Here is a 26,633-nt window from a genome sequence, read left to right on the forward strand (position 1 = left end):
ATAATAAAAAATTACATACCTAGTTCTGCAAGTTATTTTGTTCAGCTCGCAGGGTGGTACGCAAAGAGCGCCGGCGAACCACCGGTGTGCAGGAACAGGATCGGCCCCGCATTCGCGAAGCGTTCGCGGCGGATGCCATCCAGCAGGCCGGCCATGGCCTTGCCGGTGTAGACCGGGTCCAGCAGCAGGCCCTCGTGGCTGGCCAGCAGGCGAACGGCGTCGAGCGTGCCGGCATTGGGTTCGCCGTAACGCGGGCCGAAGTAGTCGTCCCACAGATGAATGGTTGGCACCGCCGGCGCTTCATGGCCGAGCAATTCCAGGGTGCGCTGCACCAGTCCTTCGACTTTCGGCCGCTGCGCCGCATCGGTGCGCGAGACGGTCACGCCGATCACGTCGAGTTCCGGCAGGGCCTCGGCGAGTGCAATCGCCAGGCCGGCATGGGTGCCGGCGCTGCCGGAGGCGAGCACCACGGCGGAGAACGCCTGACCGCTGGCGCGGATCTGTTCCGCCAGTTCCAGCCCGGCGCGCACGTAGCCCAACGCACCGAGCGCATTGGAGCCACCAACGGGCACGAGGTAGGGCTGGCGGCCCTCGCGGCGCAGGCGTTCGCCGGTCTGCGCCAGCAACTCGTCCGCGGTGTCGAGGTTCGGCACGAGTTCGACCTCGGTGCCGAACAGGTCGAGCAGCAGGCGGTTGCCGTTGCTCAGGTAATTGCGGTCATCAGTGCCGATGGGGTTTTCCAGCAGTGCCACGCAGCGCAGCCCCAGCTTCGCCGCAACGGCAGCGGTCTGGCGCCCGTGATTGGACTGGATCGCCCCGGCGGTCACCAGCGTATCGGCTCCCGCTTTCAGCGCATCGGCGGCGAGGAATTCCAGCTTGCGCACCTTGTTGCCACCCAGGGCAAAGGGCGTGGTGTCGTCGCGCTTTACCCACAGGTCGCGGCCCAGGTGTGCGGAGAGTCGCTCCAGCTTGTCCAGCGGCGTCGGGCCGCCGGCCAGGTCGAGACGGGGAAAGCGGGCGAGGGCTTCACGCAGGGCGCTCATCAGAAATACTCGGTGTGGCGGCAGGATGCGTCACGATAGAGTGCGCGAAGGCCCGCCGCAATCCGCTGGGCGAGCCCGTGACGCCGCCTTGCACGGGAATGTCGCGCCGAAGATCCACCCTTCGCAGGTGAAAACTCCAGAGGCTGTGAATCAATGTGCGGACAGCCGCGCGGCGAACCGCTACGCTCCACGCACAGATCCGGAATCTTTAACCGGGCGATAACGAAAACAGGAAAACCAGGGCGGGGAAATCCGATGACTTCAGCAGTACCTTCACGCGCTTCGCTGCAACGCTGGACGCTTCAGCTGCTCGGCGCGCTGGCCCTGATGGTGGGGCTGAGCAACCCGGCGCTGGCCGCCCGGGAGCTGCCTTCGGGAATGTTGGTGGGCTTCGTCGACAGTGCCATGTACCCGGTCATTACCCTGAAGCGGCCCAAACCCAGCCTGCTGCGCCAGGTGATCACCATCGGGCTGTACAAGAAAACCATCAGCTATCCGCTGTCGGTGACCATCCGTATCCGCGACGAGAACAACCGCTTCATGGTCTACGGCCTGCTGCCGAAGATCACCGGCAAGTTCGTCGGCATCAAGATGGGCCTGGACAGCCGGGTCAGCCAGATCTGGGTGATGACCGAGGCGGAAGCGACCGAATACGTGACCCGGCCGGATACGCTCTTCCCGCCCACCAGCTGACGGCGTTATCCGCGCCGCTCGTGCGGGCAGGCAGCCAGAGGAGGGCGACTTCGGCTATCATGATCGCCGTTTCGAACCTTTCAGAACCGGTTTACCCATGACCTCCTCCCAGCAGCCGCCCCGCGACGACAGCGCCGACAACGCGCCAGAACAACCCAAGCTTTCCCTGGCCGAGCTGGCCAAGGCCGCCCTGGCCGCCCAGCAGCAGGCCAATGGCGCCTACCAGCACCGCAAGCCGCACGACAAGGCAGAGTACCGCCCACCGCATCCGCGCGGCTCGCGCCGCTCGATGGGCAAACGCTGAGGCAGCCTCTCGTCTGAAACAACGCCAGCCGGCGCTCTCGCGGAGGCGCTGGCTGAACTGCGGTGATCGGCGTCGGTCGTATCCGCATCGGTCTTGCCATGCTGGCTGGCCATTTTTCCGCTCTCGCGAACCTGTCACGGATAGACACCCGCGCCGCGCCATGCGGGGCGCCTCGCGTCCAAGGAGAATCGATGAAAGTCCTCGTTCCTGTCCTTTCCCTGCTGGCACTCGCCGGCTGCATCACCATGACCGGCAATTACGAAGTCAGCGCCCATGACGAGTCCGGCAAAGCCCTGAGCAACGGCAAGTTCCTTGCCCACGGCAGCGGCATCTACACCGTGCGCAACTCCCTCTGCTCGGTCTACCCGAAGGCCATCGTCACCATCAAGGATGTCGAGACAGACCAGGAGCTGGAGGGCGAAAGCCCTTACCACTGCCATTGAGTGCGAGGCCCCGGGGAACGCCGGGGCCCCACGATTCGCTGTATCGTCCGGCCATTGCTCAGAGCGGTGATTGCTTGCCTTCGCGAGTAGAGGCGGCGTGGCTCTCGCCCACCATTTGCTCGGCGAAAATCGGCTTGAACATCGGTACCAGCAGGCGGTTGCCGAATTCGCTCAGGTGATCATCGTCGTAATACAGCGGACGACCATCAAGGCTGGCCGAGCACTGCTGGCCATCGCACAGGTAGGGGATGGGGTCCAGCACGTGGGCGCCGCACTGCTGGCCTGCAAGGTCCTGTACCTGGCTGACGAAGGCGTTGCGTTGCTGGTAGGTCTGTTGGCTCATGGACACCTTGCGCTCGCGCTTGAGCAACATGGCGCGGCCCATTGCCTCTGGTACGCGCACGCCCATTTCCGGCGTCGGGCGCACCAGATAGAGCGGATGATGCGCCGCCAACTCACACGCGGTTGCCACGTAGTGCTGCCGGTACTCCTCCAGCAGGGCCGCACTGGGGGATGCCGCCGGTTCGGTGAAATACAGCTTCGGCTTGTTCGGCGTCTCGTCCGCCTCGCCGGCAAGCCCGCCGAAGAGGTAGTAGGACGCCCGGTTGATCACGATCACCGGAGTGCCCGGCAGAAGACTGGCCTGGCGCTGCTGCAGGCGTCCGAGGATCTTCTGGCAAATCTCCTGCTTGGGCGTGTCCAGCTGGGCACCGAAGATGATCGGGCAGCCGCTGGTGCCGATGAACAGAACACCATCCTGCGCGTCGGGCAGGCTGGCGACGATGGCGCTCACCGTTGCCTGCGCGTGGCTGTCGCCCAATACGATGGCGCGAGTATTCGGGCCGCCGTACTGGCATTCGGTCTTGGCGTCGCATTCGTCCAGGCGCGGATTGCGATTCTCGCGCTCGTCGTCCACGCGCTGCACCGCCTGAGGCAGGCGTTGCTCGAAGTCCGCCTTGCGCACCACTTTTGCTGGCCCCATCACCACGAGCATGGCGACGACCACGCAGGCGGTCGCCGCCAGCGGGCGGAGGTGGCCGAGGCGGCGACCGCTGGGCTGCTCGATCCAGTGATAAGAAAGGTGCCCCAGTATCAGGGTCAGCACCAGGCCTGCGGCGATAGCCAGCAGCTGCCCGGAGAGCTCCAGATAGGCCAGCGCCACGACCACTGGCCAGTGCCAGAGATAGATCGAGTAGGAGCGGGTACCCAGCCATTGGGCGGTGCTGTTGGCGGTCAGCCGCGCGTCGTCGCGGCGCGCCAGGAGTACCAGTGCGGCTCCGCAGACCGGGACAAGGCTCAGCAGCCCCGGCCAGCTCATTTGCGGGGTGATGAGCAATAGCGAGCCGATGATGAGTGCCATGCCGGCGCGCTCTATCCACAGGCTGAGGCGAACGTCGGGCTGCCAGCGGTTCTGGATGAGGAAGATCACACCACCGGCCAGCAGTTCCCAGGCGCGAGAAGGAAAGAAGTAGAACGCCTTCGACGGGTCCTTGCCGGCCAGCACCACACAGTAGGCCAGCGAAGCCAACGCCGCAGCGCCCAGTAATGGCAGAAGCCAGCGACGGCCACCGAACCATCGCCAAGCGGCTACCAGCAGCACAGGGAAGAGCAGGTAGAACTGCCACTCCACTGACAACGACCAGGTGTGCAGCAGCCACTTGTCATGGGAGGCGACGTCGAAGTAGCCAGCCTCCTTCAGGAACATGCGATTGGAGATGAACAGTACGCTGCCCCAGACGTGTTTGCCCAGGCGCTGGTAGTCCGATGGCAGCAGGAAGAACCAGCCCAGCACCAGTAGCACCGCGCAAAGCACCAGCAACGCCGGCAGGATGCGGCGTGCGCGGGCCAGGTAGAAGTTCCAGAAGGAAAAGCCGGCGGGCGCGGCCAGGGCGCCGAGGATGATGCCGGTCATCAGGTAGCCGGAGATGACGAAGAAAACGTCGACCCCGACGAAGCCGCCGGTAAAGCCTTTGATACCGAAGTGATACAACACCACCGCGACGACTGCCCAGGCCCGAAGGCCATTGATGTCGTAACGGAAACTGCCTGGACTGCGCAACGAAGGTTCCTCGAACTGCCGATCGGGCGCTGCCAGCCGGCAGCACCGCGCGAGAAAATTGGAGAGCCCTGCGGTCGAGCCGGCAGGGCGCCGCAATGTATCGTGCCTGATACCTAAATGCCATTAGCGGAGCCTTGATGGTCCGATAGGCATTGTTTAAATTTTGTACAAAATATGAGTGGATTCCGTGAAGGAAGGTTCCACGGGATAGAGCCGCTTGGGGGGCCATGAAAAAGGCCGGCAATCGCCGGCCTTCTGCTTATTGCTGCGTCGGCAGCGGGAGCCTCTGCTGCTGCCCCTGCTGCAACGTCCACTCCACCACCTGCGCGGAGAGTTGGTCGGCGGCCTTGCCGAAGGCGCTGACCACTTCGGGCACCTGCTTGCCGTCCACCGGTTGGCTGACCTCGAAGGTGCGCGAGGCGACGATGCGTTGGCCGAGGGTGCGCACCAGGCGGGCGTCGTAGCGGATGTGGATCACCGGCCGGCCGTTCTGGTACTCGCTCTGGAAGGCGCGCAGGTCGCCGGTCAGGTCGAGGTCGGCCTGCAGGCTGGTTTCGTCGCTGCTCAGGGCGTGGATACTGCCGTTGGCGGTGAAGGCGTCGAGCAGGCGGTCACGCAGCAGGCCCGGGGCGCGGTTGCTCCAGCGCGCGCCCTGGTAGCTGCTCAGTTGGTTGCCCTGCGGGACCACGGCGATGCGGTTGGTGTCCAGCGCCAGGCTGGCGGTGGGCGCGCTGACGCGCAGCGACCAGTTTACCGTCGCCGGGCCGCGTGCCGGTTGCTGGGTGGCCGGCAGCACGTAGAAGTCCGGGCTCTCCGCTTCCGGGAGGATCGAGCAGGCGCCCAGCAGGCCGACCAGGGCGGCGGCGCCGAGCAGGCGGGGGAGGGCGGTCATGGCTGGAACTCCTTGTTGCGTTCGCGGCCGAGCAGGTAGCCGGTGGGGTTTTCCTGCAGGCGGCGGGTAACGCCGCGCAGGTCTTCCAGGGTGGAGCGCAGTTCGCGGATCGCCGGGCCGAGTTCGCCCACGCCGCTGAGGCCGCCGTTCACCGAGTCGTAGTTGCTGTTGACCAGTTGCTCGATCCGTTCGCTGCTGCTGCGCAGGGCGGTGAGGGTTTTCTGCGTGTCGTCGAGGATGCTCTGGCCACGGGTGCCGAGGGTCTGGTTGGCGCGTTCGAGCAACTGGCTGGCGTTGGCCAGGGTGATGCGCGCCTGCTCGCTGGCGGCGGCCAGCTCCTTGAAGGTCTGGCGGATGTCGTCGCGCTGCTCGGCGACCACGCCGGTGGCCTGGTCGATGTGGTCGAGGGTACGGCTGATGCGGTCGACGTTCTCCTGGGAGAACATGCGGTTGACGTTGTTGATCAGGTTGTTGACGTTGGTGGCGATGTCCTCGCCGTTGGCCAGCAGCTTGGCGAAGGGCGAGGGGATGGTCTTGATCACCGGCACCTGGCCGTCCTGGGCCACCAGCGGGGGGCTGTCCTGGGCGGCGCTGGAAAGCTGGATGATGGCCTGGCCGGTGACGCCGGTGAGGGCCAGCTTGGCGCGCGTGTCTTCGCGGATCGGCGTGCTGTCGTAGACGCGGATGCGCGCGCGCACCTTGCGCGGGTCGTTGGGGTCCAGGCGCAGGGACACCACGTCGCCGACGCGGATGCCGCTGTACTGCACGGTGCCGCCCTCGGACAGGCCGGTCACCGCCTCGTTGAAGATCACGTCATAGACCTTGTACTTCTGGTCGTTGCTCGACTGCGCCAGCCAGAGCGCGAAGAGCAGCGCGCCGATCGACACGACCAGGGTGAACAGGCCGATCAGCACGTGATGGGCACGGGTTTCCATTCAGCTTTCCTCCCGCAGGTGTTCGGTGGCCTGCAGCGCAGCACGGCCACGCGGGCCGTGGAAGTAGTCCTGCACCCAGGCGTCGTCGGTCTGGGCGACCTGGTCCAGCGGCCCTACCACCAGCACGCGTTTCTGCGACAGCACGGCGACGCGGTCGCAGATGGTGTAGAGGGTGTCCAGGTCGTGGGTGACCAGGAACACGGTGAGGCCGAAGGCGTCGCGCAGGGTCAGGATGAGTTGGTCGAAGGCCGCCGCGCCAATCGGGTCGAGGCCGGCAGTGGGTTCGTCGAGGAACAGGATGTCCGGGTCCAGCGCCAGGGCGCGGGCCAGGGCGGCGCGCTTGACCATGCCGCCGGAGAGCTCGGCCGGGTACTTGGCGCCGGCGTCCGGTGGCAGGCCGGCGAGGGAAATCTTCACCTTGGCCATGAACTGCGCATCGGCGCGGGACAGCCCGGCATGCTCGATCAGCGGCAGGCAGATGTTCTCGCTGACGGTCAGCGAGGAGAACAGCGCGCCGTTCTGGAACAGCACGCCGAAGCGCCGTTCCAGCTTCGAGCGTTCCAGCGGCGGCAAGGCCGGCAGGTTCTGCCCGAATACATGGACGCTGCCCTCGCTGGGCTGGCGCAGGCCGATGATGCTGCGCAGCAGCACCGACTTGCCGGTGCCGGAGCCGCCGACCACGCCGAGGATTTCGCCCTTCATCACGTCGAGGTCGAGGTGCTCGTGCACGGCGTGGCTGCCAAAGCGGTTGGCCAGGTCGCGGACGACGATGATCGGTTCGCTCACCAGCCCATCTCCATGAAGAACAGCGCGAACACCGCGTCCAGCAGGATCACCGCGAAGATCGACTGGACCACGCTGGAGGTGGTGTGCTCGCCCACCGACTGCGCGCTGCCGCTGACGCGGAAGCCTTCCAGGCAGCCGATCACGGCGATGATGAAGGCGAACACCGGGGCTTTGACGATGCCCACCAGGAAGTGCTGCACGGCGATGTCGTTCTGCAGCATGTAGAGGAACATGCGCGGCGAGATGTCCAGCGCCAGGGCGCAGACCACGCCGCCGCCGAAGATGCCGGAGATCATCGCCAGGAAGGTCAGCATCGGCAGGGTCAGCAGCAGGGCCAGCACCCGCGGCAGCACCAGCAGCTCCACCGGGTCCAGGCCCAGGGCCTGGATGGCGTCGATTTCCTGGTTGGCCTTCATCGAGCCGATCTGTGCGGTGAAGGCGCTGGCGGTGCGGCCGGCGAGCAGGATCGCGGTCAGCAGCACGCCGAATTCACGGAGGAAGGAAAACCCGACCAGGTCCACCGTGTAGATCGCCGCGCCGAACTTCTGCAGCACCGTGGCGCCGAGGAAGGCCACCACCGCGCCGACCATGAAGGTGAGCAGGGCGACGATGGGCACGGCGTCCAGCCCGGTTTCCTCCATGTGCGCGGCCAGCGAGGTGAGACGCCAACGACGCGGTCGCAGCAGGTTGCGCACGAGGGTCTGCAGGGTCAGGCCGATGAAGCCGAGCAGGCCGACCACATGTTCGCGGAAGGTCAGGGTGGCAATGCCGATGCGCTCCAGCACATCGATCAGGGCGTTGCTCGGCGCCGGCGCCTTTTCGTCCAGCCGGCACTGGGTGATGGCGCTGCCCACCGCGCGCAGCAGCGCCTGGCGTTCGGCGGGCAGGTTGCGGGCGACCTGTTCCAGCTGGCCCATGCGCGCGCTGCCGATGATCTCGGCGAGCAACGCGGCACCGGCGGTGTCCAGCGCGCCGAGGCCGGTAAAGTCGAGGGTCGTGGCGTCTTTGCCCTGTTCGCCTAGGCTGTGCACTTGCCGCTGAAGCTCGGCGAAATGGGTGAGCGTCCAGTCGCCGCTGATCTGCAACGAAGGTTGGGGCGGGGTGGGGTCCAGCCGGATCTGGCCGGCTTGAGCGGTCGCGGTCATCCTGCGAGTCTAGCGAAATTCTCTGCCGACTCCATTGGTCGGGATGGAAATGATGGGGTTACGGGATGTTTCTGGACATTGTTAGCAAGCTAACTAACAATGTCCGCCGGTCATTCAGCGGTGTCGCCGCCATGCCTGCTTTTCCGTTGTTGTCCGAATTCCTTCGCGCGGTATTGCGACCGCGCCTGGTTGATCTGAAGTTCGCCACCAAGTCGGTGCTGGCGGGCGGCATCGCGCTGTACCTGGCGTTTTACTTCGAGCTGAAGCAGCCGGCGTGGGCCTTGATGACCGTCTTCGTGGTCAGCCAGCCGCTGAGCGGCATGGTGCTGGCCAAGAGCGTGTTCCGCCTGCTCGGCACCCTCGCTGGGGCTGGCGTGTCGGTGGCGCTGGTCGCCTGGCTGGGGCAGGCGCCCTTGCCGTTCCTGCTGGCGATGGCGGCATGGCTGGCGTTCTGCACGGCCGGCGCGTCGATGCTGCGCAATTTCGCTTCCTACGGTTTCGTGCTGGCCGGCTATACCGCCGCCGTGGTGGCCTTGCCGGCGTCGGCGGCGCCCTTGACGGTATTCGACCAGGCCGTGGCGCGGTGTTCGGAGATCAGCCTGGGCATCGTCTGCGCCTCCCTGTTCAGCATGCTGCTGTGGCCGCGAAGCACCGAGCAGCAGCTGCTGGAGCAGGCGCGCAAGGTCTGGTCGGCGGCGCTGAAGGCCGCCTCCACGGAAATGCTCGGCAGCGATGAGCGCGGCCCGCTGATCGCCACGCTGGGCAGCATTCTGGAGCTGGATGGCCGCCAGGAGCAGGCCTGGTTCGAAGGCCCGAGCGGGCGCCTGCGGGTGTCGGCGCTGCGTGCGCTGAACGCCGATTTGCTCGGGTTGTTGCGCTCCGCCCGCCGCGCAGCGCGGGAAGGACGGTTGCTCGACGCGCCTGACGCGCCGTCGCTGCTCCCGTGGCGCGAGCAGGTGCGCGACTGCCTGGATGCGGAAGGCCAGCCGGATTTCGCCGGTTGCAAGGCGCGTCTGGCGAGCGCGCTGGAGCGTGCAGAGACCGCCCCGGCGCGCAGTTACCTGCAGCACCTGCTGGCCGTGGTCGAGCGCGCCAGCCAGTCGCGGCGCAGCCTGGAGGCGCTGGTCTACGGCGAAGCGGTGCCGGGCGCGCCGACACCGATCATCTGGCACCGGGACATCGAGCGCGGCGTATTGGCGGGCGTGCGCAGCGCACTGGCCTTCCTCTGCATCGCGGGTTTCTGGGTGGTGACGGCCTGGCCCAGTGGCCTGGGCGCGGCGTCCATCACCGGCGTGGTGCTGAGCCTCTTCGCCAGTCGCGACAATCCAGCCGCCGCCGGCCTGAACTTCCTGCGCGGCATCGTGATATCGATTCCGGTCGCCGCCGTCGCCTTGCTATTGATTCTGCCGCTGTGCGAGGGCTTCGCCGCGCTGTATGGCGTGCTGGGCGTGCCGCTGTTCATCGCTGCGCTGTGCATGACCCGGCCGCCCATCGCGGCGGTGGCCTCGGCGTTCTGCATCTTCTTCGTCAAGAACGTGGGGCCGAGCAACCAGATGGTCTATGACCTCGACCACTTCCTCAATGGCGCACTGGCCACCGTGCTGGGAGTGGGGTTTGCCGTGCTGGTGTTCAGTCTCGTCGAACTGCGGCCGGGCCAGCGCCACTACCGGCGGGTGCTGGGCGCACTGCTGGCCGACCTCGCCTGGCTGACCCGCGGCCCGCTGGCGAAGCTGGAAGGGTGGTTCGATGGCCGCAGCGCGGACCGCCTGTTGCGCCTGATGCGCTACCAGGACAGCCTGCCGGAGGAGCGCCGCGCCCGTTGGCGGGGCGGGTTGTTCGTGCTGGGCATGGCCGATGAGCTGTTGTTCCTGCGCGACAGCCTGAGCCAGGCGCGCGGGCCGTTGCGGCGGGCACGCGAGGCCTACCTGGCGCGCCTGCGGCAACTGCTGCTCGATGGCGGGCCGCGCCGCCATCGCGAACAGGCCCTGGACGAGGTGGAGCAGGTGCTGTTGCACGCGCTGCAGGCCAATCCCTGGCTGGACGAAGGTGCGCGTCGCCAGGCGCGGGCCGCGGTAGGCCAACTGCGTGCCATCTGGGTGCGCTGGTGCCACGAGATGCCGCGCGAGACCTTCTCGCTGCTCGCCGGTATCGGCCTGGCCGAACGGCGCAATTGACCGTGGCCTGCGCCAGCCACTAAGCTGCGCGCCTGCTTCAGGTGCTCTCGGCGCAAGCCGCGAGTGAAACAGGGAAGCCGGTGACGTCGATGCGCAATCGACCATTCCGGCGCTGCCCCCGCAACGGTAAGCGAGCTTCGAACCGCATTCCGCCACTGTGCTCCTGCATGGGAAGGCGCGGTTCCTTGGGAAACGCCAGGCGCTTCCACTCGCAAGCCCGGAGACCGGCCTGCTGCATCGCATGGCATCGCGGGAGGCGCTGCCGACGTCGGCGCATCGCGCCGCGCGTTGCCGTCCTCCGTCTGCCCCGACTGGTCAGTGCCGCGCGGGTGAGAGCGGCGGAGAATCCTTCAGGTGAAATCCCTATTCCCCGGGTCGCCAGCCTTTGCGCTGGGCGGCCACTACCGCGTGGCGCCGTCGTGCGCCGGCGGTGCGTCCCTGCTTTTTCCTCTTCCCGCGCGCTGCCACCTGGCCGGCAGGCCGACGCTCGTGCATTGCCTTTCAGGAGTCCCCTGCCATGACTGAATCCCCGGACAAGGACGAGCGCCATCGTTCGCGCATGCAGCGCAAGAAGGCGGTGATCGACGAGAAGATCGCCCAGGCCCAGGGCGAGCGCGGGGTGTTCCTGGTCAACAGCGGCAACGGCAAGGGCAAGAGCAGCGCGGCCTTCGGCATGGTCGCCCGTGCCCTGGGGCACGGCATGAAGGTGGGCGTGGTGCAGTTCATCAAGGGCGCCGCGACGACCGGGGAGGAAGCGTTCTTCCGCCGCTTCCCCGAGGAAGTCAGCTTCCACGTGATGGGCGAAGGCTTCACCTGGGAAACCCAGGACCGCCAGCGCGACATCGCCAAGGCCCAGGCCGCGTGGGACGTCGCCCGCCAGTTGCTCGGCGATCCGCAGGTCGGCCTGGTGGTGCTGGACGAAGTGAACATCGCGCTCAAGCACGGTTACCTGGAACTGGACACCGTGCTGGCCGATATCGCTGCGCGCCCGCCCATGCAGCACGTGGTCGCCACCGGCCGTGGCGTGCAGCCGGCGATGGTCGAGGCCGCCGACACCGTGACCGAGATGGGCCTGGTGAAACATGCCTTCAAGGCCGGCATCAAGGCGCAGAAAGGGGTGGAGTTCTGATGTACGGGGCTCGCCCTCACCCCAGCTCTCTCCCGAGGGGAGAGGGAGCAGTTGGGTGCGTCCTGCTGCAATGCCATCAGTCGATTGACGACTACGCTGCCGTTGCGCTCCCACAGAACAGTTGCTGGCGAGCACCAATGGATCGCGGCACGCCGAACGGCCCCCTCTCCCCCTGGGAGAGGGCTGGGGTGAGGGTGCTCTTTACTCACCATGGGGAGCGCTCCCGATGACGGCGCGCCAATGCCCCGCACTGCTGATCGCCGCCCCCGCCTCGGGCCAGGGCAAGACCACCGTGACCGCCGCCCTGGCGCGCCTGCACACGCGCCTCGGGCGCACCGTGCGGGTGTTCAAGTGCGGCCCGGATTTTCTCGATCCGATGATCCTCGCCCGCGCCAGTGCCGCGCCGGTCTACCAGCTGGATCTGTGGATGGTCGGCGAGGAAGAGAGCCGTCGCCTGCTCTGGGAAGCGGCCGGCGAGGCCGACCTGATTCTCATCGAAGGGGTGATGGGCCTGTTCGACGGCTCGCCCTCGGCCGCCGACCTGGCGCGGCGTTTCGCCGTGCCGGTGATGGCGGTGATCAATGGCCAGTCCATGGCGCAAACCTTCGGCGCCATGGCCGTCGGCATGGCAACCTACCAGAGCGACCTGCCGTTCTCCGGCGTGCTTGCCAACCGCATCGGCAGCCAGCGTCACCGCGACCTGGTGCGCGACAGCCTGCCGGAGTGGATCCGCTGGTACGGCGCGCTGCCGCGCGATACCGAAGTGGAGCTGCCCAGCCGCCACCTCGGCCTGGTGCAGGCCGACGAGCTGGCCGACCTCGACGCCCGCCTGGACGCCGCCGCCGATGCCCTGGCCGCCAGCGCCAGTACCGAGCTGCCGGCGCCGGTGAGCTTTGCCGCGCCCGCGCCGCGCCGCGCGTCGCCGCGCCTTGATGGCGTGCGTATCGGCGTCGCGCGAGACAATGCTTTCGCCTTCCTCTACCAGGCCAACCTTGATCTGTTGCGCGAGCTGGGCGCCGAGCTGTTGTTCTTCTCGCCGCTGCGTGACGAGGCCTTGCCGGCGGTGGACAGCCTCTACCTGCCCGGTGGCTACCCGGAGCTGCACTTGCCGGCGCTGGCGGAAAACCGCGCCATGGCCCGGGCCATCCACGCGCACCACGCGAGGGGCAAGCCGATCCTCGCCGAGTGCGGCGGCATGCTCTATCTGCTCGACGCGCTGACCGACGTGGCCGGCGAGCGCGCCGCGCTGGTCGGCCTGCTGCCTGGCGAGGCGCGCATGCAGAAACGCCTCGCCGCGTTGGCGTTGCAGGCGGTGAAGCTGCCCGAAGGCACCCTGCGCGGGCACACCTTCCACCATTCGCTGCTGGAGAGCGGCGACGCGCCGCTGGCCCGTGGCGTCTGCCCCAACGGCAAACCGGTGGCCGAAGCGGTGTTCCGCCGCGGCCGGCTCACCGCGTCCTATATCCACTTCTACCTGCCGTCCGACCCGGACGCCGCCGCCGCGCTGCTGAGACCATGACCGAGCACGCCTACAGCCCTGAGGAGCGCGCCGCGCTCTACCGCGCCATCGCCGAGCGCCGCGACATGCGCCACTTCTGTGGCGGCGAGGTGGCGCCCGACCTGCTCGCGCGCCTGCTCGAAGCTGCGCACCAGGCGCCCAGCGTCGGCCTGATGCAGCCGTGGCGCTTCATCCGCGTCACCTCGCGGGCGCTGCGCCAGTCGATCCACGGGCTGGTGGAAGCGGAGCGCGTGCGCACTGCCGAGGCATTGGGCGAACGTTCCGACGAATTCATGCGGCTCAAGGTCGAGGGCGTGCTGGATTGCGCCGAAGTGCTGGTGGCCGCGCTGATGGATGGCCGCGAGGCGCACGTCTTCGGCCGTCGCACGCTGCCGAACATGGACCTGGCCTCGCTGTCCTGCGCCATCCAGAACCTCTGGCTGGCCTCGCGGGCCGAGGGGCTGGGCATGGGCTGGGTGTCGCTGTTCGACCCGGCGGCGCTGGGCGAACTGCTCGGCCTGCCGGCGGGGGCCGAGGCCGTGGCGGTGATCTGCCTCGGCCCGGTCAGCGAGTTCTACCCGGCGCCGATGCTGGCCCTGGAAGGCTGGCGCCAACCTCGCGCGCTCAGCGAGCTGCTGTTCGAGAACCGCTGGGGAGAGCAGCCATGAGCCTGGCCCTGCTGAGCGTCCTTGGCGTGGCGCTGGATGCCCTGCTGGGCGAGCCGAAGCGCTGGCACCCGCTGGTGGCCTTCGGGCGCCTGGCGGATCGGCTGGAGCGGCGGTTCAATCGTTCGCGAGTGGCGGATAGCACCGAAAAGCCCCCTCTCCCTAACCCTGGCTGCGCGCCCCGCTCCGAAGGGGGAGGGGATAGTCGAGCTGTGCCAAATTTCGAGGCTTCCGGCGAGCGCACTGCTGGCCTGCAGCTCCAGACTAACTCCCTCTCCCTTCATGGGGGGGACGCCCAGTCAGAGGGCGGGGGAGAGGGGCCTCCCACCTGCTCCGAAATCTCAGGAAGCGACACCCCCGGCCTCGCCTGGCGCAGCCACGGTGTCACCGCCTGGATCATCGCCGTCATCCCGCTGACCCTGATCGCACTGCTGCTCAGCCTGTTGCCCTGCGTCGGCTGGGTCGTCCAGGCGCTGGCGCTGTACGCCGCGCTGGGCCTGCGCAGCCTGGGCGAACATGCCGAGCCGGTGGCGCTGGCTCTGCGTGCCGGTGACCTCAGCGAAGCCCGGCTGCGCGTGGGGTACATGGTCAGCCGCGAAACCGCCGAACTGGATGACACCGCCGTGGCCCGCGCCGCCACCGAATCGGTGCTGGAGAACGGCAGCGACGCCGTCTACGCCGCGCTGTTCTGGTTCGCCGTGGCGGGCGCGCCGGGCGTGGTGCTCTATCGCCTGAGCAACACCCTCGACGCCATGTGGGGCTACCGCAACGCGCGCTTCGAGCGCTTCGGCTGGGCCGCGGCGAAGATCGACGACGTGCTCAACTACATCCCGGCGCGCCTGGTGGCCTGCACCTACGCGCTGCTCGGCCACACCCGCCTCGCCCTGCGCTGCTGGCGCACGCAGGCGCCGCAGTGGGACAGCCCCAACGCCGGCCCGGTGATGGCGGCCGGCGCGGGCGCGCTGGGCGTGTCCCTCGGCGGCTCCGCCCGCTACCACGGCGAGCTGCACCAACGCCCGCAACTGGGCGACGGCCCGGCGCCGACCGCCGCGGACATCTGGCGCGCGCTGGCCCTGGTGCGCCAGGGCGTGCTGCTGTGGCTGGCGGTCATCCTCATCCTCGGAGTGCTCTGATGCTCGAACATGGCGGACGGCTGCGCAAAGCGGCGCAGCAATACGGCATTCCACTCGCCGAGTGGCTGGACCTGTCCACCGGCATTTCGCCCTGGCCCTGGGCGCTGCCCAGCGTGCCGGCCGCCGCCTGGATGCGCCTGCCCGAAGACGGCGACGGCCTGGAAGCCGCCGCGCGCCGCTACTACGGCGCCGAGAAGCTGCTGCCGCTGCCCGGCAGCCAGGCGGCGATCCAGCTGCTGCCGCGCCTGCGCCGGCCGGGCAAGGTTGGCGTGGTGTCGCCCTGTTATGCCGAGCACGCCGAGGCCTGGCGTGCCGCCGGGCACATCCTGCGCGAGGTCAGCGACCAGGAAGTGCCCCATCACCTGGAGCGCTTCGACGTGCTGGTGGTGGTCAACCCGAACAACCCCACCGGCCGGCGCATCGATGCCGGCGTGCTGCTGGAATGGCATGCGCGCCTGCTGGAGCGTGGCGGCTGGCTGGTGGTGGACGAAGCCTTCATGGACTGCACGCCCGAGCACAGTCTGGCGCCCAGTTGCGCCAGCCGGCCAGGGCTGATCGTGCTGCGCTCCTTCGGCAAGTTCTTCGGCCTGGCCGGCGCGCGCCTGGGCTTCGCCTTCGCCGAGCCGCGCCTGCTGGAGAGCCTGGCGAAGCTGCTCGGCCCCTGGTCGGTGAACGGCCCGACGCGCTGGATAGCCCAGGCGGTGCTGGGCGAGTTCCAGGAGCAGATCCAGCGCCGCCGCGACCTGCATGACGGCAGCCGGCGGCTGGCCGGGGTGCTCGGCGAGCACGGCTTCGCCCCACAGGGCGGCACGGCGCTGTTCCAGTGGGTGGTATCGATGCGCGCCCAGGCGCTGCGCGATCACCTGGCGCGCCAGGGCATTCTGGTGCGCCTGTTCGAAACCCCGGCAAGCCTGCGCTTCGGGCTGCCGCCGGACGAGAAGGGCTGGGAGCGCCTGGAGCACGGCCTGCGCACCTTCAACCAGATGGAGAGCCTGCGGTGAGCACGCTGATGGTGCAGGGCACGACCTCCGATGCCGGCAAGAGCACCCTGGTGACCGCACTGTGCCGCTGGCTGCGCCGGCAGGGCGTGGCGGTGGCGCCGTTCAAGCCGCAGAACATGGCGCTCAACAGCGCGGTCACCGACGACGGCGGCGAGATCGGCCGCGCCCAGGCGGTCCAGGCGCAGGCCTGCCACCTGGCGCCGCACACCGACATGAACCCGGTGCTGCTCAAGCCCAACAGCGACACCGGCGCCCAGGTGATCATCCACGGCCGCGCGGTGACCAGCATGAACGCCGTGGCCTACCACGACTACAAACGCGTGGCGATGCAGGCGGTGCTCGAATCCCACCGGCGCCTCTGCGCGCAGTATCCCGTGGTGATGGTGGAGGGTGCGGGCTCGCCGGCGGAGATCAACCTGCGCGCCAACGACATCGCCAACATGGGCTTCGCCGAGGCGGTGGACTGCCCGGTAATCCTGATTGCCGACATCGACCGCGGCGGTGTGTTCGCCCATCTGGTCGGCACGCTGGAGTTGCTCAGCGAGAGCGAACAGGCACGGGTGAAGGGCTTCGTCATCAACCGCTTCCGCGGCGACATCGCGCTGCTGCAGAACGGCCTCGACTGGCTGGAGGAGCGCACCGGCGTGCCGGTGCTCGGCGTGCTGCCGTACCTCATGGATTTCCACCTGGAGGCCGAGGACGCCATCGACACTCGCCAGGCCGCCAAGAGCGGCGAGCGCCTGCGCGTGGTGGTGCCGGTACTGCCGCGCATCAGCAACCACACCGATTTCGACCCGTTGCGCCTGCACCCCCAGGTGGAGCTGACCTTCGTCGGCCCCGGCCAGCCGATCCCGCCGGCGGACCTGATCATCCTGCCCGGCTCCAAGAGCGTGCGGCCGGACCTGGCCTTCCTCCGCGCCCAGGGTTGGGATGAGGCGATCCGCCGTCACCTGCGCTATGGCGGCAAGCTGCTGGGCATCTGCGGCGGTTTGCAGATGCTCGGCCGGCGCCTTGCCGACCCGCACGGCCTGGAGGGCGCGGCAGGGGAGAGCGACGGCCTGGGCCTGCTGGACTTCCACACCGTGCTGGAGCCGGAGAAGCAGCTGCGCAATGTCAGCGGCCGGCTGGCGTTGGAAGACGCCCCGGTGAGCGGCTATGAGATTCATGCCGGCGTCAGCGAAGGCCCGGCCCTGTCGAACCCGGCCGTGCGCCTGAGCGACGGCCGCAGCGACGGTGCGCTCAGCGAGGACGGGCAGGTGATGGGGACCTATCTGCACGGCCTGTTCGAGTCCGCCGCCGCCAGCTCGGCGCTGCTGCGCTGGGCCGGCCTGCGCGAGGTGCAGGGCATCGACTACCACGCCCTGCGCGAACGCGACATCGAGCGCCTGGCCGACCAGGTCGAGGCGCATCTGGATACGGAAAAACTGAGGCGGCTGTGCGGACTGTAGGGCGGATAACCGTTCGCGGTTATCCGCCGCTTCTGCTTGCCAACGTTTCGGCGGATAACGCTTGGGGCGTTATGCGCCTTACGGCAGCTTTTCGTAGGACCGAGGGGGACGCCCCAGTCCTTGCTCGCGAACCGCACGACACTGACGTGGCCGGCAAAAAACGTTCGCGAGCAAGCTCGCTCCTACAGGTCATGGTTTGCGCGGAGACAATATGCTTGAACTGATCCTCGGCGGCGCCCGTTCGGGCAAGAGCCGCCTGGCCGAGCGCCTGGCGCTGGAAAGCGGCCTGCCGGTCACCTACGTCGCCACGGCCCAGGCCGGCGATGGCGAGATGTCCACGCGCATCCTCCAGCATCGCGAGCGCCGCCCCGCACACTGGGGCCTGGTGGAGGAGCCGCTGGCCCTGGCCGATGCGCTGGAGCGCCTGGCGGCGCCGCAGCAGTGCGTGCTGGTGGATTGCCTGACCCTGTGGGTCACCAACCTGCTGATCCATGAAGACGGCTGGCGCCTGCGCGGCGAGATCGATGCCCTGCTGGAAACCCTGCCGCAACTGCCCGGGCGCATCCTCCTGGTCAGCAACGAAACCGGGCTGGGCGTGGTGCCGATGGGCGAGCTCAGCCGCCGATATGTCGACGAGGCCGGCTGGTTGCACCAGTCGCTGGCCGAGGTCAGCGAGCGCGTGGTGTTCACCGTCGCCGGCCTGCCCATGGTGCTCAAGGGGGAAGCGTTATGAGTCTGCAATGGTGGCTGCAATCGACCCAGCCGATCGACCGCGTGGCGCAGGACAAGGCCGCTGCGCGCCAGGACCAGCTGACCAAGCCGCGCGGCGCGCTGGGCCGGCTGGAAGAAGAAACCATCCGCCTGGCCGGCCTGCAGGGCCGCGAGCGGCCGGGCCTGGAGCACCTCTGGATCGCCCTGTTCGCCGGTGACCACGGCGTGGTGGCGGAGGGCGTGTCGGCCTATCCGCAGGCGGTGACCGTCGAGATGTTGCGCAACTTCGTGCGCGGCGGTGCGGCGATCAGCGTGCTGGCCCGCGACCTTGATGCGCGCCTGGAGGTGATCGACCTCGGCACCGCCACGCCGCTGGAGCCGCTGCCGGGCGTGCTGCACGTGATGGTGGGCGCCGGCACCGCGAACTTCACCCGGGAGCCGGCGATGACCGCCGCCCAGTGCCTGATCGCCCTGGAGACCGGCCGCGAATCGGCGCGCCGCGCGCAACAGGCTGGCGCGGAGCTGTTCATCGGCGGCGAAATGGGCATCGGCAACACCAGCTCCGCGGCGGCCCTGGCCTGCGCCTTGCTGGACGAGCCGGCGCAGGCGCTGGTGGGCCCCGGCACCGGGCTGGACCCGCAGGGCGTCGCGCGCAAGGTCGAGGTGATCGACCGCGCGCTGGCGCTGCACCGTACGCAGTGCGACGAGCCCTTCGAGGCGCTGTGCCGTCTCGGCGGTTTCGAGATCGCCGCGCTGGTGGGGGCCTACCTGGCCTGTGCGCAGAAAGGCATCCCGGTGCTGGTGGACGGCTTTATCTGCACCACCGCCGCGCTGTGCGCCACGCAGCTGAACCCCGGTTGCCGCGACTGGCTGCTGTTCGCCCATGCCGGCGCCGAGCCGGGACACAACCGCGTGCTCGCTGCGCTCAATGCGCAACCGCTGCTGGACCTCGGCCTGCGCCTCGGCGAAGGCAGTGGCGCGGCGCTGGCCGTACCGCTGCTGCGCCAGGCCTGCCGGTTGCACGCGGGCATGGCGACCTTCGCCGAGGCGGCGGTGTCGGATCGCCCGGCATGACGCTGCGCCTGGAGCTGCTGCGCCACGGCGAGACCGAACGGGGCGGCGGCTTTCGCGGCCGCCTGGATGACGCGCTGACCGAAACCGGCTGGGCGCAGATGCGCGGCGCGCTGGGGGATGCGTGTCGCTGGTCGGCGCTGGTCAGCTCGCCGTTGCAGCGCTGCGCGGCGTTCGCCGAGGAACTGGCGGCGCGCCACGGCTTGCCGCTGGGCGTCGAGCCGGGGTTGCAGGAGTTGGACTTCGGCCAGTGGGAAGGTCTGTCGCCCGCTACGCTGATGGAGACCGACGCCGCGGCGCTGGAGCGCTTCTGGAGCGATCCGTACGCCTACCCGCCGCCCGGCGGCGAGACGATGGGCGATTTCGAATCCCGCGTCTTCGCGGCGCTGGAACGCGTCTACCAGGCCCATGCCGGCTCGTCCGTGCTGGTCATTACCCACGGTGGGGTGATGCGCCTGCTGGGCGCCCTGGCCAATGGCCTGCCGGCGAAGCGGCTGTTGGAGGTGGTGGTGGCCCATGGCGAATGCATGGCGTTGGACGTGACCCGCGACGGCGCCGGTTGGCGCATCCACAAGGCAGAGTGCTGATGAACGACCCGCATCCGCAGCGCGAGCAAGAGCCAGTTGGTCCCGCCGAGCCGCTCAGCGACTGGCTGCTGCCCCTGGTGGCGGTGCAGTTCCTCACGCGCCTGCCGGTGCGCCTGCGGCACATGCCGACGCCGGAGCAGTTCGGCCGCGCCACCCTGTACTACCCGCTGGTGGGCCTGCTGATCGGTGCCGTGCTGTTCGCCATGGGCGAGCTGCTCAGTGGCGTGCACCTGCTGTTGCAGGCGGCGCTGATCCTGCTGGTGTGGGTGGCCCTGACCGGCGCGCTGCACCTCGACGGCCTGGCCGACACGGCCGATGCCTGGATCGGCGGGCTGGGCGACCGCGAACGCACCCTGGCGATCATGAAGGACCCGCGCTGCGGCCCGGCGGCGGTGGTCGCGCTGGTGCTGCTGTTGTTGCTGAAATTCGCGGCGATCAGTGCACTGCTCGGCAATCACCCGCACTGGGGATTGCTGCTGGCACCGTGGCTGGGGCGCTGCGCTTTGCCGCTGCTGTTCTTCACCACCGACTACGCGCGCAAGGGCGGCCTGGGCCAGGCGCTGGCCGATCACCTGCCACGCGGCGCGCTGCCGTGGATGCTGGCGGCCAACGCGGCACTGATGGTGCTGGCGGGGCTTGCCGGACTGCTCGCGCTGGTGGTGGCACTGGTGCTGTTCGTCTGGCTGCGCAGCCGCTTCATCGCCCGCCTGGGCGGCACCACCGGCGACACCGCCGGGGCGATGCTGGAGATGATCGAGTGCGCTGTGCTGGTGGCGTTGGCGCTGTGAGGATGGATCTGCTCAGTATCCGCGCGGACTTGACTCTGTAGGAGCGAGCTTGCTCGCGAACCGCATGGCACGGGTGCGTCCGGCGAGATCGCTCGCGAGCAAGCTCGCTCCTACAACAAGCGCGTCAATCGAAGGCGAAATGCTCCGTCTTCAGGCCCATGATCGAACGCACCGGTTTGGCCATCGCCGCCGCATGCCCCTTGGCGCGTGGTAGCAGGCGGGCGAAGTAGAAGTCGCTGGTGGCGATCTTGGCCTTGTAGAAGTCGCTCGACTCGCTGCCGCCCTGGCGCAGGCGCTTGCGTGCGGTGGCTTCCTGCAGCGCCCAGGCGTAGGCCAGCGCGGCGTAGCCGGAGAACATCAGGTAGTCGTGGCTGGCGGTGCTCACCAGGTCGCGCTGCTTGCGGGCGGTGAGGGCGATGCGCAGGGTCAGCAGGTTCCACTGCGCGCAGAGTTTCAGCAGCGTCAGCGCGCGGCCGCGCATGGCCGGCTCCTGCTTGAGCAGTTCGACGGCGAACTTCGCCACCTGGGCGGTGAAGTCACGCACGGCCTTGCCCTGGGTCATCAGCAACACCTTGCGGCCGAGCAGGTCCAGCGCCTGGATGCCGGTGGTGCCTTCGTAGAGCGTGGCGATCCGTGCGTCGCGGACGATCTGCTCCATGCCGTGTTCCTTGATGTAGCCGTGGCCGCCGAACACCTGCATGCCCAGGTTGGCGCTCTCCAGGCCCAGTTCGGTCAGGCAGCCCTTGAGGATCGGCGTGAGGAAGCCGAGCTTGTCGTCCCAGCGGTCGTACTCGGCGTTGTCGTGGGTCAGCAGGCCCTGGATCATCTTGTCGGCGTACTGGGTGGCCAGGTAGATCAGCGCGCGGCCGCCCTCGGCCACGGCCTTCTGGGTCAGCAGCATGCGGCGCACGTCGCCATGGTGCATCAGGCTGTCGGCGATCTCACCGGGCTCCTTGGTGCCGGACAGGGCACGCATGGAGCGGCGCTCGCGGGCGTAGGCGAGCGCGCCCTGGTAGGCCAGTTCGGCGGTGGCCACACCCTGGATGGCGGTGCCGATGCGCGCGCTGTTCATGAAGGTGAACATGCACTCCAGGCCCTTGTTCGGCTCGCCGATCAGGTAGCCGGTGGCTGCGTCGAAGTTCATCACGCAGGTGGCCGAGGCCTTGATGCCCATCTTCTTTTCCAGCGCGCCGCAGGTGACGCCGTTGCGCGGGCCGAGGCTGCCGCCTTCGCCCGGCAGGAACTTCGGCACGATGAACAGCGAGATGCCGCGCGTGCCCTTGGGCGCATCCGGCAGGCGGGCGAGGACGATGTGCACGATGTTCTCGGTGAGGTCGTGCTCCCCCGAGGAGATGAAGATCTTGGTGCCTGTGATGGCGTAGCTACCGTCGGCGCTGGGTTGCGCGCGGGTCTTCACCTGGCCCAGGTCGGTGCCGCACTGCGGCTCGGTCAGGCACATGGTGCCGCCCCAGCGGCCTTCGGTGAGCGGAGTGAGGTAGGTCTGTTTCTGTTCTTCGGTGCCGTGCTGCATGAGCGTGTTCATCGCCCCCAGCGACAGCCCCGGGTACATGGAGAACGGCCAGTTGGCGGTGCCCAGCATTTCCTGCTTGAGCGCGCCCAGGCTCATCGGCAGGCCCTGGCCACCGTATTCCACCGGGTGCGACAGGCCCTGCCAGCCGCCCGCGACGTAGGCGTCGTAGGCTTCCTTGAAGCCCTTGGGCGTGCGCACTTCGCCGTTCTCCAGGTGGCAGCCTTCCTCATCGCCGCTGTGGTAGAGCGGGGCGATCACTTCCTCGCAGAGCTTGGCGCATTCGCCGAGGATGGCATCGACCATGTCCGGCGTCGCGTCGCCGCCGTTGACCAGGTTCTGGTAGTGGTGGGGGAAATCGAAGACTTCGTTGAGCAGGAAGCGGGTGTCGCGCAGCGGGGCTTTATAGACGGGCATCGGGGACCTCGGACCGTGATGCGCCCCGTCGAAAGCGCGGGGCTGGATGGCCGCAGTTATACGGCCGGGGCGCCGCGGTGCCCTTGGCTGCGCCAACGCCCGGCGCTGGCAGATGGGACAATCGGTCGCGCCGGCCATTGACCGGGCGATGATGCGGGTATATACACGTATCCATGCTGACGACCCAATGCCTGTGTACCAAACTGCGCCGCTCGGCCCGCGCGGTGACCCGCGTGTACGACGATGCCCTGAAGGGTATCGGGCTGACCACGGCGCAATTCTCCCTGCTGCGGCACCTGTCGCGGCTGGAGCAACCGAGCATTTCCGCCCTGGCTGACGCCATGGGGCTGGACCGCAGTACCCTCGGGCGCAACCTCAAGCCGCTGGAAGCCGAGGGTTTGGTGAAGCTGGAAGAGGGTGAGGACCAGCGCAACCGCATCGTGGTGCTGACGCCGACCGGGCTCGAACGCATCGTGCGCGGTCGCGATGCCTGGGATGCGGCGCAGCAGGACGTCGCCGCGTACCTGGGTGAGGAAAAACGTCGTCAACTGGAAACCCTGCTGGATGAGTTGGCCGCGCTGGAGCGCTAGCGGTGGCCGCCTTGCAACGGTAGGAATGCATAAAAGCGGGCATATACCCGCATAGGAGCAATCGATGTCGAAGCTGTCGCGCACGGGGTTCTGGATACTGCTATCCGGCGCCCTGATCCTCGCCCTGTCCCTGGGCATCCGCCATGGCTTCGGCCTGTTCCTTGCGCCGATGAGCGCGGAGTTCGGCTGGGGCCGCGAGACCTTTGCCTTCGCCATTGCCCTGCAGAACCTCATCTGGGGTATCGCCCAGCCCTTCACCGGGGCCATTGCCGACCGCTTCGGCGCCATGCGCACGGTGGTGATAGGCGGCATTCTCTACGCTGTCGGGCTGGTGCTGATGGGCTATTCCGACTCGGCCCTCAGCCTGTCGCTGAGCGCTGGCCTGCTGATCGGCATCGGCCTGTCGGGCACCTCGTTCTCGGTGATCCTTGGCGCGGTTGGCCGCGCGGTGCCGCTGGAGCGGCGCAGCATGGCCATGGGCATCTCGGCGGCCGCCGGCTCGTTCGGCCAGTTCGCCATGCTGCCGGGCACCCTCGGGCTGATCGGCTGGCTGGGCTGGTCCGCCGCATTGCTGGCGCTGGGGCTGCTGGTGGCGCTGATCGTGCCGCTGGCGGCGCTGATGCGCGACAAGCCGCTGCCCGCCCAGGGCCATGAACAGACCCTTGGCGAGGCGCTGCGCGAGGCGGCCGGGCATTCCGGCTTCTGGCTGCTGTCGCTGGGCTTCTTCGTCTGCGGTTTCCAGGTGGTGTTCATCGGCGTGCACCTGCCCGCCTACCTGGTCGACCGCCACCTGCCGGCCACCGTCGGCACCACGGTGCTGGCGCTGGTGGGCCTGTTCAACGTGTTCGGCACCTACATCGCCGGCTGGCTCGGCGGGCGGATGAGCAAGCCCAAGCTGCTCACCGGCCTGTACCTGCTGCGCGGCGTGGTGATCGTGACCTTCCTCTGGGCGCCGCTGACGGTGTGGACGGCCTACCTCTTCGGCATCGCCATGGGCCTGCTCTGGCTGTCCACCGTGCCGCTCACCAACGGCACGGTCGCCACGCTGTTCGGCGTGCGCAACCTGTCGATGCTCGGCGGCATCACCTTCCTGTTCCACCAGGTCGGCGCCTTCCTGGGCGGCTGGCTGGGCGGCTACGTGTATGACCACACCGGCAACTACGACCTGGTCTGGCAGATTTCCATCCTCCTCAGCCTGCTGGCCGGCCTGCTCAACTGGCCGGTGCGCGAGCGCCCGGTCGAGCGCGCCGCGCTGGGGGCAGCGTGAAGCGCCCCGTGCTGCTCGCCCTTGCGCTGGGCCTCGGCCTGGCGCTGGCGGGCGCCGCGTGGTGGGGCTGGCAGCGTGGCGGACTGGCGCTCATGCAATTGGGCATGGGCAGTTGCTGATACCCGGCGCTCGGGGTAGCGTGGCCTGATCACCAGAGGATTCCCACGATGCGCCCACGTCTTTCCCTGCTCGCCCTTACCCTGCTGCTGCCCCTGGCCGCGCAGGCCGCCGACTGCCCGGCACTGCTCAAGACCCAGGGCGAGCTGCCCAAGCTGCGTTCCAAGGACGTGCTGGACCTCTGCGAGCTGTACGCCGGCAAACCCCTGGTGATCGTCAACACCGCCAGCCATTGCGGCTTCACCCCGCAGTTCAAGGGGCTGGAGGCCGTCTACCAGCAGTACAAGGGGCAGGGGCTGGAAGTGCTGGGCGTGCCTTCCGACGATTTCAAGCAGGAAGACGCCGACGCCGCCGAGACCGCGAAGATCTGCTACGGCAACTACGGCGTGACCTTCAACATGACGTCGGTGCAGCACGTGCGCGGCGACGAGGCGATCCCGCTGTTCAAGGATCTCGCCCAGCAGGCGGACCAGGCGCCGCGCTGGAACTTCTTCAAGTACGTGGTGGATCGCCAGGGCAAGGTGGTGGCGCAGTTCTCCAGCCTGACCAAGCCGGATGATCCGCAGCTGCAAGCCGCCATCGAGAAGGCCATCGCCAGCCAGCCCTGAGGCGCCGTTTTTCTTTTTTCGTAGGAGCGAGCTTGCTCGCGAACAGACCTTGAACATCTGTATCAAGCGTTTCGCGAGCAAGCTCGCTCCTACAGGCAGCCATCAAGCCCGGCGAATGCCGGGCTTTTTTGTGCGCATGTGCCGAATGAGCAGAAAATTCCTGTTACAGAATCCGATGTGAATGCGAAAATTCGGGTCCGGCGCCACGCCCGTTGGCCGCCGATGTCATGGATTCGATTCAGGAGATTTTCCCCATGGATGGCAAAGCCCTTTTCCTCGTTGCCCTGCTCGCCCAGGCCGTTGCCGCACCGGCATTCGCCGCGCCTGCCACGTCCAACCAGAACGAAGCGCCCGCCGCCACTGCGCCTGCCGCGGCCGCCGAGTCGGACGAGGAGATGTCGCCCGAGACCTTCGTCGCCAGCCTGCACTTCCAGAAGGGCAAGGTGGTGGTCGGCGACAACCTCGCCACCTTCGATCTGCCCGCCGATTTCGTCTTCCTCGATGGCAAGGATGCCGAGCGCGTCCTCGAGGCCTGGGGCAACCCACCCAGTGCGGAGCCGCCGCTGGGCATGCTGATGCCCGCCGGTGTGTCGCCCTTTGCCGCGGAATCCTGGGCGGTGACCGTGCAGTACGAGGAGAGCGGTTACGTCTCCGACGAGGACGCGGCGAAGATCGACTACGCCGAAATGCTCAAGGACATGCAGGACGACCTCAAGGAAGCCAATCCGCAGCGTGAGCAGCAGGGCTTCGAGGCGATCCAGCTGATCGGCTGGGCCGCGCCGCCGCACTACGATGCCGCCGAGAAGAAGCTGTACTGGGCCAAGGAGCTGCAGTTCGGTGACGCCAAGGAGCACACGCTGAACTACAACATCCGCGCGCTGGGCCGCAAAGGCGTGCTGGTGCTGAACTTCGTCGCCGGCATGGAGCAACTGCCGGAGATCGAGAAGAACGTCGGCAAGGTACTGGCGATGACCGAGTTCAACCCGGGCAACCGCTACGTCGACTTCAACCCCAGCGTCGACAAGGTCGCCGCCTACGGCCTGGGCGCGCTGATCGCCGGCAAGGTCGCGGCCAAGGTCGGCCTGTTCGCCACCTTGCTGGTGCTGCTGAAGAAGCTGTGGATCGTCCCGGCCCTGGCCATCGGCTGGATCGCCCGGCGCTTCAAGCGCAAGCCGTCGAACGAAGGCTGATGCGCCGCTAAAGAAAAGCCGGGCAGATGCCCGGCTTTTTCGTTGTGGGTAAGAGCGAGCTTGCTCGCGAACGTGGATTCCGGCGGTGTCGGTGCCAAGCGGTTCGCGAGCAGGAAATGGGCGTCCCCTCGCTCCTGCAGGTGCTGTACTGGGCGTGATTCAGATAGCAACACTCTTCTGCTGGGCAAATCCGTGCCTGTGCTTCCCCTCACCCCAGCCCTCTCCCGAGGGAGAGGGGGCAGATCGTGCCCGGCTGGCGCCATGGTTTCACCTTGCACCGACCGGTTCCCTCTCCCTCTGGGAGAGGGCTGGGGTGAGGGCGCCCCTTCGCGCAGGATTATCGACGGAGGAGCGAGCCTGCTCGCGAACGGGGTATCCGGCGCCGTCGGCGCCAAGCAGTTCGCGAGCAAG

At 68.1% G+C, this 26,633-nt stretch carries 26 protein-coding genes and 1 riboswitch; of the genes, 19 read left to right on the forward strand and 7 right to left on the reverse strand.

Features of this window, described 5'->3' with window-relative positions; translation table 11 throughout:
- Positions 1-41: 41 nt before the first annotated feature.
- A complete protein-coding gene (locus tag N0B71_RS15610; RefSeq protein WP_259753462.1) occupies positions 42-1,043 on the reverse strand; it encodes a D-cysteine desulfhydrase in 1,002 nt (333 codons plus the stop codon).
- 255 nt (positions 1,044-1,298) lie between these two features.
- Here N0B71_RS15610 and N0B71_RS15615 point away from each other — a divergent pair, with 255 nt between their 5' ends.
- From N0B71_RS15615 to N0B71_RS15625, 3 genes are all read left to right on the forward strand, one after another.
- Positions 1,299-1,736 carry a hypothetical protein gene (locus N0B71_RS15615; RefSeq protein WP_259753463.1) on the forward strand — a complete coding sequence of 146 codons (438 nt, stop codon included), beginning with the start codon at positions 1,299-1,301 and terminating at the stop codon, positions 1,734-1,736.
- A 97-nt stretch (positions 1,737-1,833) separates the two neighbouring features.
- Positions 1,834-2,040 (forward strand): hypothetical protein, encoded by a 207-nt coding sequence (locus tag N0B71_RS15620; protein ID WP_259753464.1) that lies wholly within the window; start codon positions 1,834-1,836, stop codon positions 2,038-2,040.
- 191 nt (positions 2,041-2,231) lie between these two features.
- Positions 2,232-2,483, forward strand: a complete 252-nt coding sequence (locus N0B71_RS15625) for a hypothetical protein (RefSeq protein ID WP_259753465.1) — start codon at positions 2,232-2,234, stop codon at positions 2,481-2,483.
- Positions 2,484-2,541: 58 nt separating this feature from the next.
- On the opposite strand, the gene N0B71_RS15630 is transcribed toward N0B71_RS15625, so the two are convergent.
- From N0B71_RS15630 to N0B71_RS15650, 5 genes are all read right to left on the reverse strand, one after another.
- Positions 2,542-4,638: an acyltransferase family protein gene (locus tag N0B71_RS15630; protein WP_259753466.1), complete on the reverse strand. Its 2,097-nt coding sequence runs from the start codon at positions 4,636-4,638 to the stop codon at positions 2,542-2,544.
- 163 nt (positions 4,639-4,801) lie between these two features.
- Positions 4,802-5,434, reverse strand: coding sequence for an ABC-type transport auxiliary lipoprotein family protein (locus N0B71_RS15635; protein ID WP_259753467.1), 633 nt, complete (start codon positions 5,432-5,434; stop codon positions 4,802-4,804).
- A complete protein-coding gene (locus N0B71_RS15640) occupies positions 5,431-6,369 on the reverse strand; it encodes an MlaD family protein (protein WP_259753468.1) in 939 nt (312 codons plus the stop codon). The genes N0B71_RS15635 and N0B71_RS15640 overlap by 4 nt, the downstream gene beginning before the upstream one ends.
- Entirely contained in the window at positions 6,370-7,155 is a 786-nt protein-coding gene (locus N0B71_RS15645) for an ABC transporter ATP-binding protein (protein ID WP_259753469.1), read from the reverse strand.
- On the reverse strand, positions 7,152-8,300 hold the full coding sequence (locus tag N0B71_RS15650; protein WP_259753470.1) for an ABC transporter permease: 1,149 nt from the start codon (positions 8,298-8,300) through the stop codon (positions 7,152-7,154). Before N0B71_RS15650 ends, N0B71_RS15645 begins: the two co-directional genes overlap by 4 nt.
- 131 nt (positions 8,301-8,431) lie before the next feature.
- Between N0B71_RS15650 and N0B71_RS15655 the strand changes: the two genes are divergently transcribed.
- The 11 genes from N0B71_RS15655 to N0B71_RS15710 all read left to right on the forward strand — a co-directional run bounded on the left by N0B71_RS15655 (position 8,432) and on the right by N0B71_RS15710 (position 20,505).
- A complete protein-coding gene (locus N0B71_RS15655) occupies positions 8,432-10,474 on the forward strand; it encodes an FUSC family protein (RefSeq protein WP_259753471.1) in 2,043 nt (680 codons plus the stop codon).
- Positions 10,475-10,496: 22 nt separating this feature from the next.
- A riboswitch (cobalamin riboswitch) is annotated at positions 10,497-10,721 on the forward strand.
- A 270-nt stretch (positions 10,722-10,991) separates the two neighbouring features.
- Positions 10,992-11,603, forward strand: coding sequence for a cob(I)yrinic acid a,c-diamide adenosyltransferase (gene cobO, locus N0B71_RS15660; protein WP_259753472.1), 612 nt, complete (start codon positions 10,992-10,994; stop codon positions 11,601-11,603).
- Between the two features lie 226 nt (positions 11,604-11,829).
- Positions 11,830-13,122: a cobyrinate a,c-diamide synthase gene (locus N0B71_RS15665; protein ID WP_259753473.1), complete on the forward strand. Its 1,293-nt coding sequence runs from the start codon at positions 11,830-11,832 to the stop codon at positions 13,120-13,122.
- The gene (gene bluB / locus N0B71_RS15670; RefSeq protein WP_259753474.1) at positions 13,119-13,769 is read left to right on the forward strand and encodes a 5,6-dimethylbenzimidazole synthase; all 651 of its coding nucleotides are present in this window, start codon (positions 13,119-13,121) and stop codon (positions 13,767-13,769) included. The genes N0B71_RS15665 and bluB overlap by 4 nt, the downstream gene beginning before the upstream one ends.
- Positions 13,766-14,899: an adenosylcobinamide-phosphate synthase CbiB gene (gene cbiB, locus N0B71_RS15680; protein ID WP_442964613.1), complete on the forward strand. Its 1,134-nt coding sequence runs from the start codon at positions 13,766-13,768 to the stop codon at positions 14,897-14,899. The genes bluB and cbiB overlap by 4 nt, the downstream gene beginning before the upstream one ends.
- Positions 14,899-15,900, forward strand: coding sequence for a threonine-phosphate decarboxylase CobD (gene cobD / locus N0B71_RS15685; RefSeq protein WP_259753475.1), 1,002 nt, complete (start codon positions 14,899-14,901; stop codon positions 15,898-15,900). Before cbiB ends, cobD begins: the two co-directional genes overlap by 1 nt.
- An 8-nt stretch (positions 15,901-15,908) precedes the next feature.
- A complete protein-coding gene (locus tag N0B71_RS15690; RefSeq protein WP_259759579.1) occupies positions 15,909-17,348 on the forward strand; it encodes a cobyric acid synthase in 1,440 nt (479 codons plus the stop codon).
- A gap of 211 nt (positions 17,349-17,559) precedes the next feature.
- The gene (cobU, locus tag N0B71_RS15695; protein ID WP_259753476.1) at positions 17,560-18,081 is read left to right on the forward strand and encodes a bifunctional adenosylcobinamide kinase/adenosylcobinamide-phosphate guanylyltransferase; all 522 of its coding nucleotides are present in this window, start codon (positions 17,560-17,562) and stop codon (positions 18,079-18,081) included.
- Positions 18,078-19,133 carry a nicotinate-nucleotide--dimethylbenzimidazole phosphoribosyltransferase gene (gene cobT / locus N0B71_RS15700; protein ID WP_259753477.1) on the forward strand — a complete coding sequence of 352 codons (1,056 nt, stop codon included), beginning with the start codon at positions 18,078-18,080 and terminating at the stop codon, positions 19,131-19,133. Before cobU ends, cobT begins: the two co-directional genes overlap by 4 nt.
- On the forward strand, positions 19,130-19,717 hold the full coding sequence (cobC, locus tag N0B71_RS15705; RefSeq protein ID WP_259753478.1) for an alpha-ribazole phosphatase family protein: 588 nt from the start codon (positions 19,130-19,132) through the stop codon (positions 19,715-19,717). The genes cobT and cobC overlap by 4 nt, the downstream gene beginning before the upstream one ends.
- Before the next feature lie 122 nt (positions 19,718-19,839).
- The gene (locus N0B71_RS15710) at positions 19,840-20,505 is read left to right on the forward strand and encodes an adenosylcobinamide-GDP ribazoletransferase (RefSeq protein ID WP_442964681.1); all 666 of its coding nucleotides are present in this window, start codon (positions 19,840-19,842) and stop codon (positions 20,503-20,505) included.
- Between the two features lie 124 nt (positions 20,506-20,629).
- Here the strand turns inward: N0B71_RS15710 and N0B71_RS15715 are convergent, their stop codons facing one another.
- Positions 20,630-22,450, reverse strand: a complete 1,821-nt coding sequence (locus N0B71_RS15715; protein WP_259753479.1) for an acyl-CoA dehydrogenase C-terminal domain-containing protein — start codon at positions 22,448-22,450, stop codon at positions 20,630-20,632.
- Positions 22,451-22,623: 173 nt separating this feature from the next.
- Between N0B71_RS15715 and N0B71_RS15720 the strand changes: the two genes are divergently transcribed.
- From N0B71_RS15720 to N0B71_RS15740, 5 genes are all read left to right on the forward strand, one after another.
- Positions 22,624-23,040, forward strand: a complete 417-nt coding sequence (locus tag N0B71_RS15720; protein WP_259753480.1) for a MarR family winged helix-turn-helix transcriptional regulator — start codon at positions 22,624-22,626, stop codon at positions 23,038-23,040.
- Between the two features lie 73 nt (positions 23,041-23,113).
- The gene (locus tag N0B71_RS15725; RefSeq protein ID WP_259759581.1) at positions 23,114-24,307 is read left to right on the forward strand and encodes an MFS transporter; all 1,194 of its coding nucleotides are present in this window, start codon (positions 23,114-23,116) and stop codon (positions 24,305-24,307) included.
- The gene (locus N0B71_RS15730) at positions 24,304-24,426 is read left to right on the forward strand and encodes a hypothetical protein (protein WP_259759728.1); all 123 of its coding nucleotides are present in this window, start codon (positions 24,304-24,306) and stop codon (positions 24,424-24,426) included. Before N0B71_RS15725 ends, N0B71_RS15730 begins: the two co-directional genes overlap by 4 nt.
- 48 nt (positions 24,427-24,474) lie before the next feature.
- Positions 24,475-25,032, forward strand: coding sequence for a glutathione peroxidase (locus tag N0B71_RS15735; protein WP_259753481.1), 558 nt, complete (start codon positions 24,475-24,477; stop codon positions 25,030-25,032).
- A gap of 254 nt (positions 25,033-25,286) precedes the next feature.
- Entirely contained in the window at positions 25,287-26,222 is a 936-nt protein-coding gene (locus N0B71_RS15740) for a DUF2167 domain-containing protein (RefSeq protein ID WP_259753482.1), read from the forward strand.
- The last annotated feature ends 411 nt before the right edge of the window (positions 26,223-26,633 follow it).

This window comes from Pseudomonas sp. GCEP-101 (genome assembly GCF_025133575.1).
Taxonomy (GTDB): Bacteria; Pseudomonadota; Gammaproteobacteria; order Pseudomonadales; family Pseudomonadaceae; genus Pseudomonas; species Pseudomonas nitroreducens_B.

What these genes read in the sequence shown, in the direction of transcription:
- N0B71_RS15610 (WP_259753462.1), bottom strand. Translation starts at nt 1,043, where the DNA reads ATGAGCGCCCTGCGTGAAGCCCTCGCCCGCTTTCCCCGTCTCGACCTG.
- N0B71_RS15615 (WP_259753463.1), top strand. Translation starts at nt 1,299, where the DNA reads ATGACTTCAGCAGTACCTTCACGCGCTTCGCTGCAACGCTGGACGCTT.
- N0B71_RS15620 (WP_259753464.1), top strand. Translation starts at nt 1,834, where the DNA reads ATGACCTCCTCCCAGCAGCCGCCCCGCGACGACAGCGCCGACAACGCG.
- N0B71_RS15625 (WP_259753465.1), top strand. Translation starts at nt 2,232, where the DNA reads ATGAAAGTCCTCGTTCCTGTCCTTTCCCTGCTGGCACTCGCCGGCTGC.
- N0B71_RS15635 (WP_259753467.1), bottom strand. Translation starts at nt 5,434, where the DNA reads ATGACCGCCCTCCCCCGCCTGCTCGGCGCCGCCGCCCTGGTCGGCCTG.
- N0B71_RS15640 (WP_259753468.1), bottom strand. Translation starts at nt 6,369, where the DNA reads ATGGAAACCCGTGCCCATCACGTGCTGATCGGCCTGTTCACCCTGGTC.
- N0B71_RS15650 (WP_259753470.1), bottom strand. Translation starts at nt 8,300, where the DNA reads ATGACCGCGACCGCTCAAGCCGGCCAGATCCGGCTGGACCCCACCCCG.
- N0B71_RS15655 (WP_259753471.1), top strand. Translation starts at nt 8,432, where the DNA reads ATGCCTGCTTTTCCGTTGTTGTCCGAATTCCTTCGCGCGGTATTGCGA.
- cobO (WP_259753472.1), top strand. Translation starts at nt 10,992, where the DNA reads ATGACTGAATCCCCGGACAAGGACGAGCGCCATCGTTCGCGCATGCAG.
- N0B71_RS15665 (WP_259753473.1), top strand. Translation starts at nt 11,830, where the DNA reads ATGACGGCGCGCCAATGCCCCGCACTGCTGATCGCCGCCCCCGCCTCG.
- bluB (WP_259753474.1), top strand. Translation starts at nt 13,119, where the DNA reads ATGACCGAGCACGCCTACAGCCCTGAGGAGCGCGCCGCGCTCTACCGC.
- cbiB (WP_442964613.1), top strand. Translation starts at nt 13,766, where the DNA reads ATGAGCCTGGCCCTGCTGAGCGTCCTTGGCGTGGCGCTGGATGCCCTG.
- cobD (WP_259753475.1), top strand. Translation starts at nt 14,899, where the DNA reads ATGCTCGAACATGGCGGACGGCTGCGCAAAGCGGCGCAGCAATACGGC.
- N0B71_RS15690 (WP_259759579.1), top strand. Translation starts at nt 15,909, where the DNA reads ATGGTGCAGGGCACGACCTCCGATGCCGGCAAGAGCACCCTGGTGACC.
- cobU (WP_259753476.1), top strand. Translation starts at nt 17,560, where the DNA reads ATGCTTGAACTGATCCTCGGCGGCGCCCGTTCGGGCAAGAGCCGCCTG.
- cobT (WP_259753477.1), top strand. Translation starts at nt 18,078, where the DNA reads ATGAGTCTGCAATGGTGGCTGCAATCGACCCAGCCGATCGACCGCGTG.
- cobC (WP_259753478.1), top strand. Translation starts at nt 19,130, where the DNA reads ATGACGCTGCGCCTGGAGCTGCTGCGCCACGGCGAGACCGAACGGGGC.
- N0B71_RS15710 (WP_442964681.1), top strand. Translation starts at nt 19,840, where the DNA reads ATGCCGACGCCGGAGCAGTTCGGCCGCGCCACCCTGTACTACCCGCTG.
- N0B71_RS15715 (WP_259753479.1), bottom strand. Translation starts at nt 22,450, where the DNA reads ATGCCCGTCTATAAAGCCCCGCTGCGCGACACCCGCTTCCTGCTCAAC.
- N0B71_RS15720 (WP_259753480.1), top strand. Translation starts at nt 22,624, where the DNA reads ATGCTGACGACCCAATGCCTGTGTACCAAACTGCGCCGCTCGGCCCGC.
- N0B71_RS15735 (WP_259753481.1), top strand. Translation starts at nt 24,475, where the DNA reads ATGCGCCCACGTCTTTCCCTGCTCGCCCTTACCCTGCTGCTGCCCCTG.
- N0B71_RS15740 (WP_259753482.1), top strand. Translation starts at nt 25,287, where the DNA reads ATGGATGGCAAAGCCCTTTTCCTCGTTGCCCTGCTCGCCCAGGCCGTT.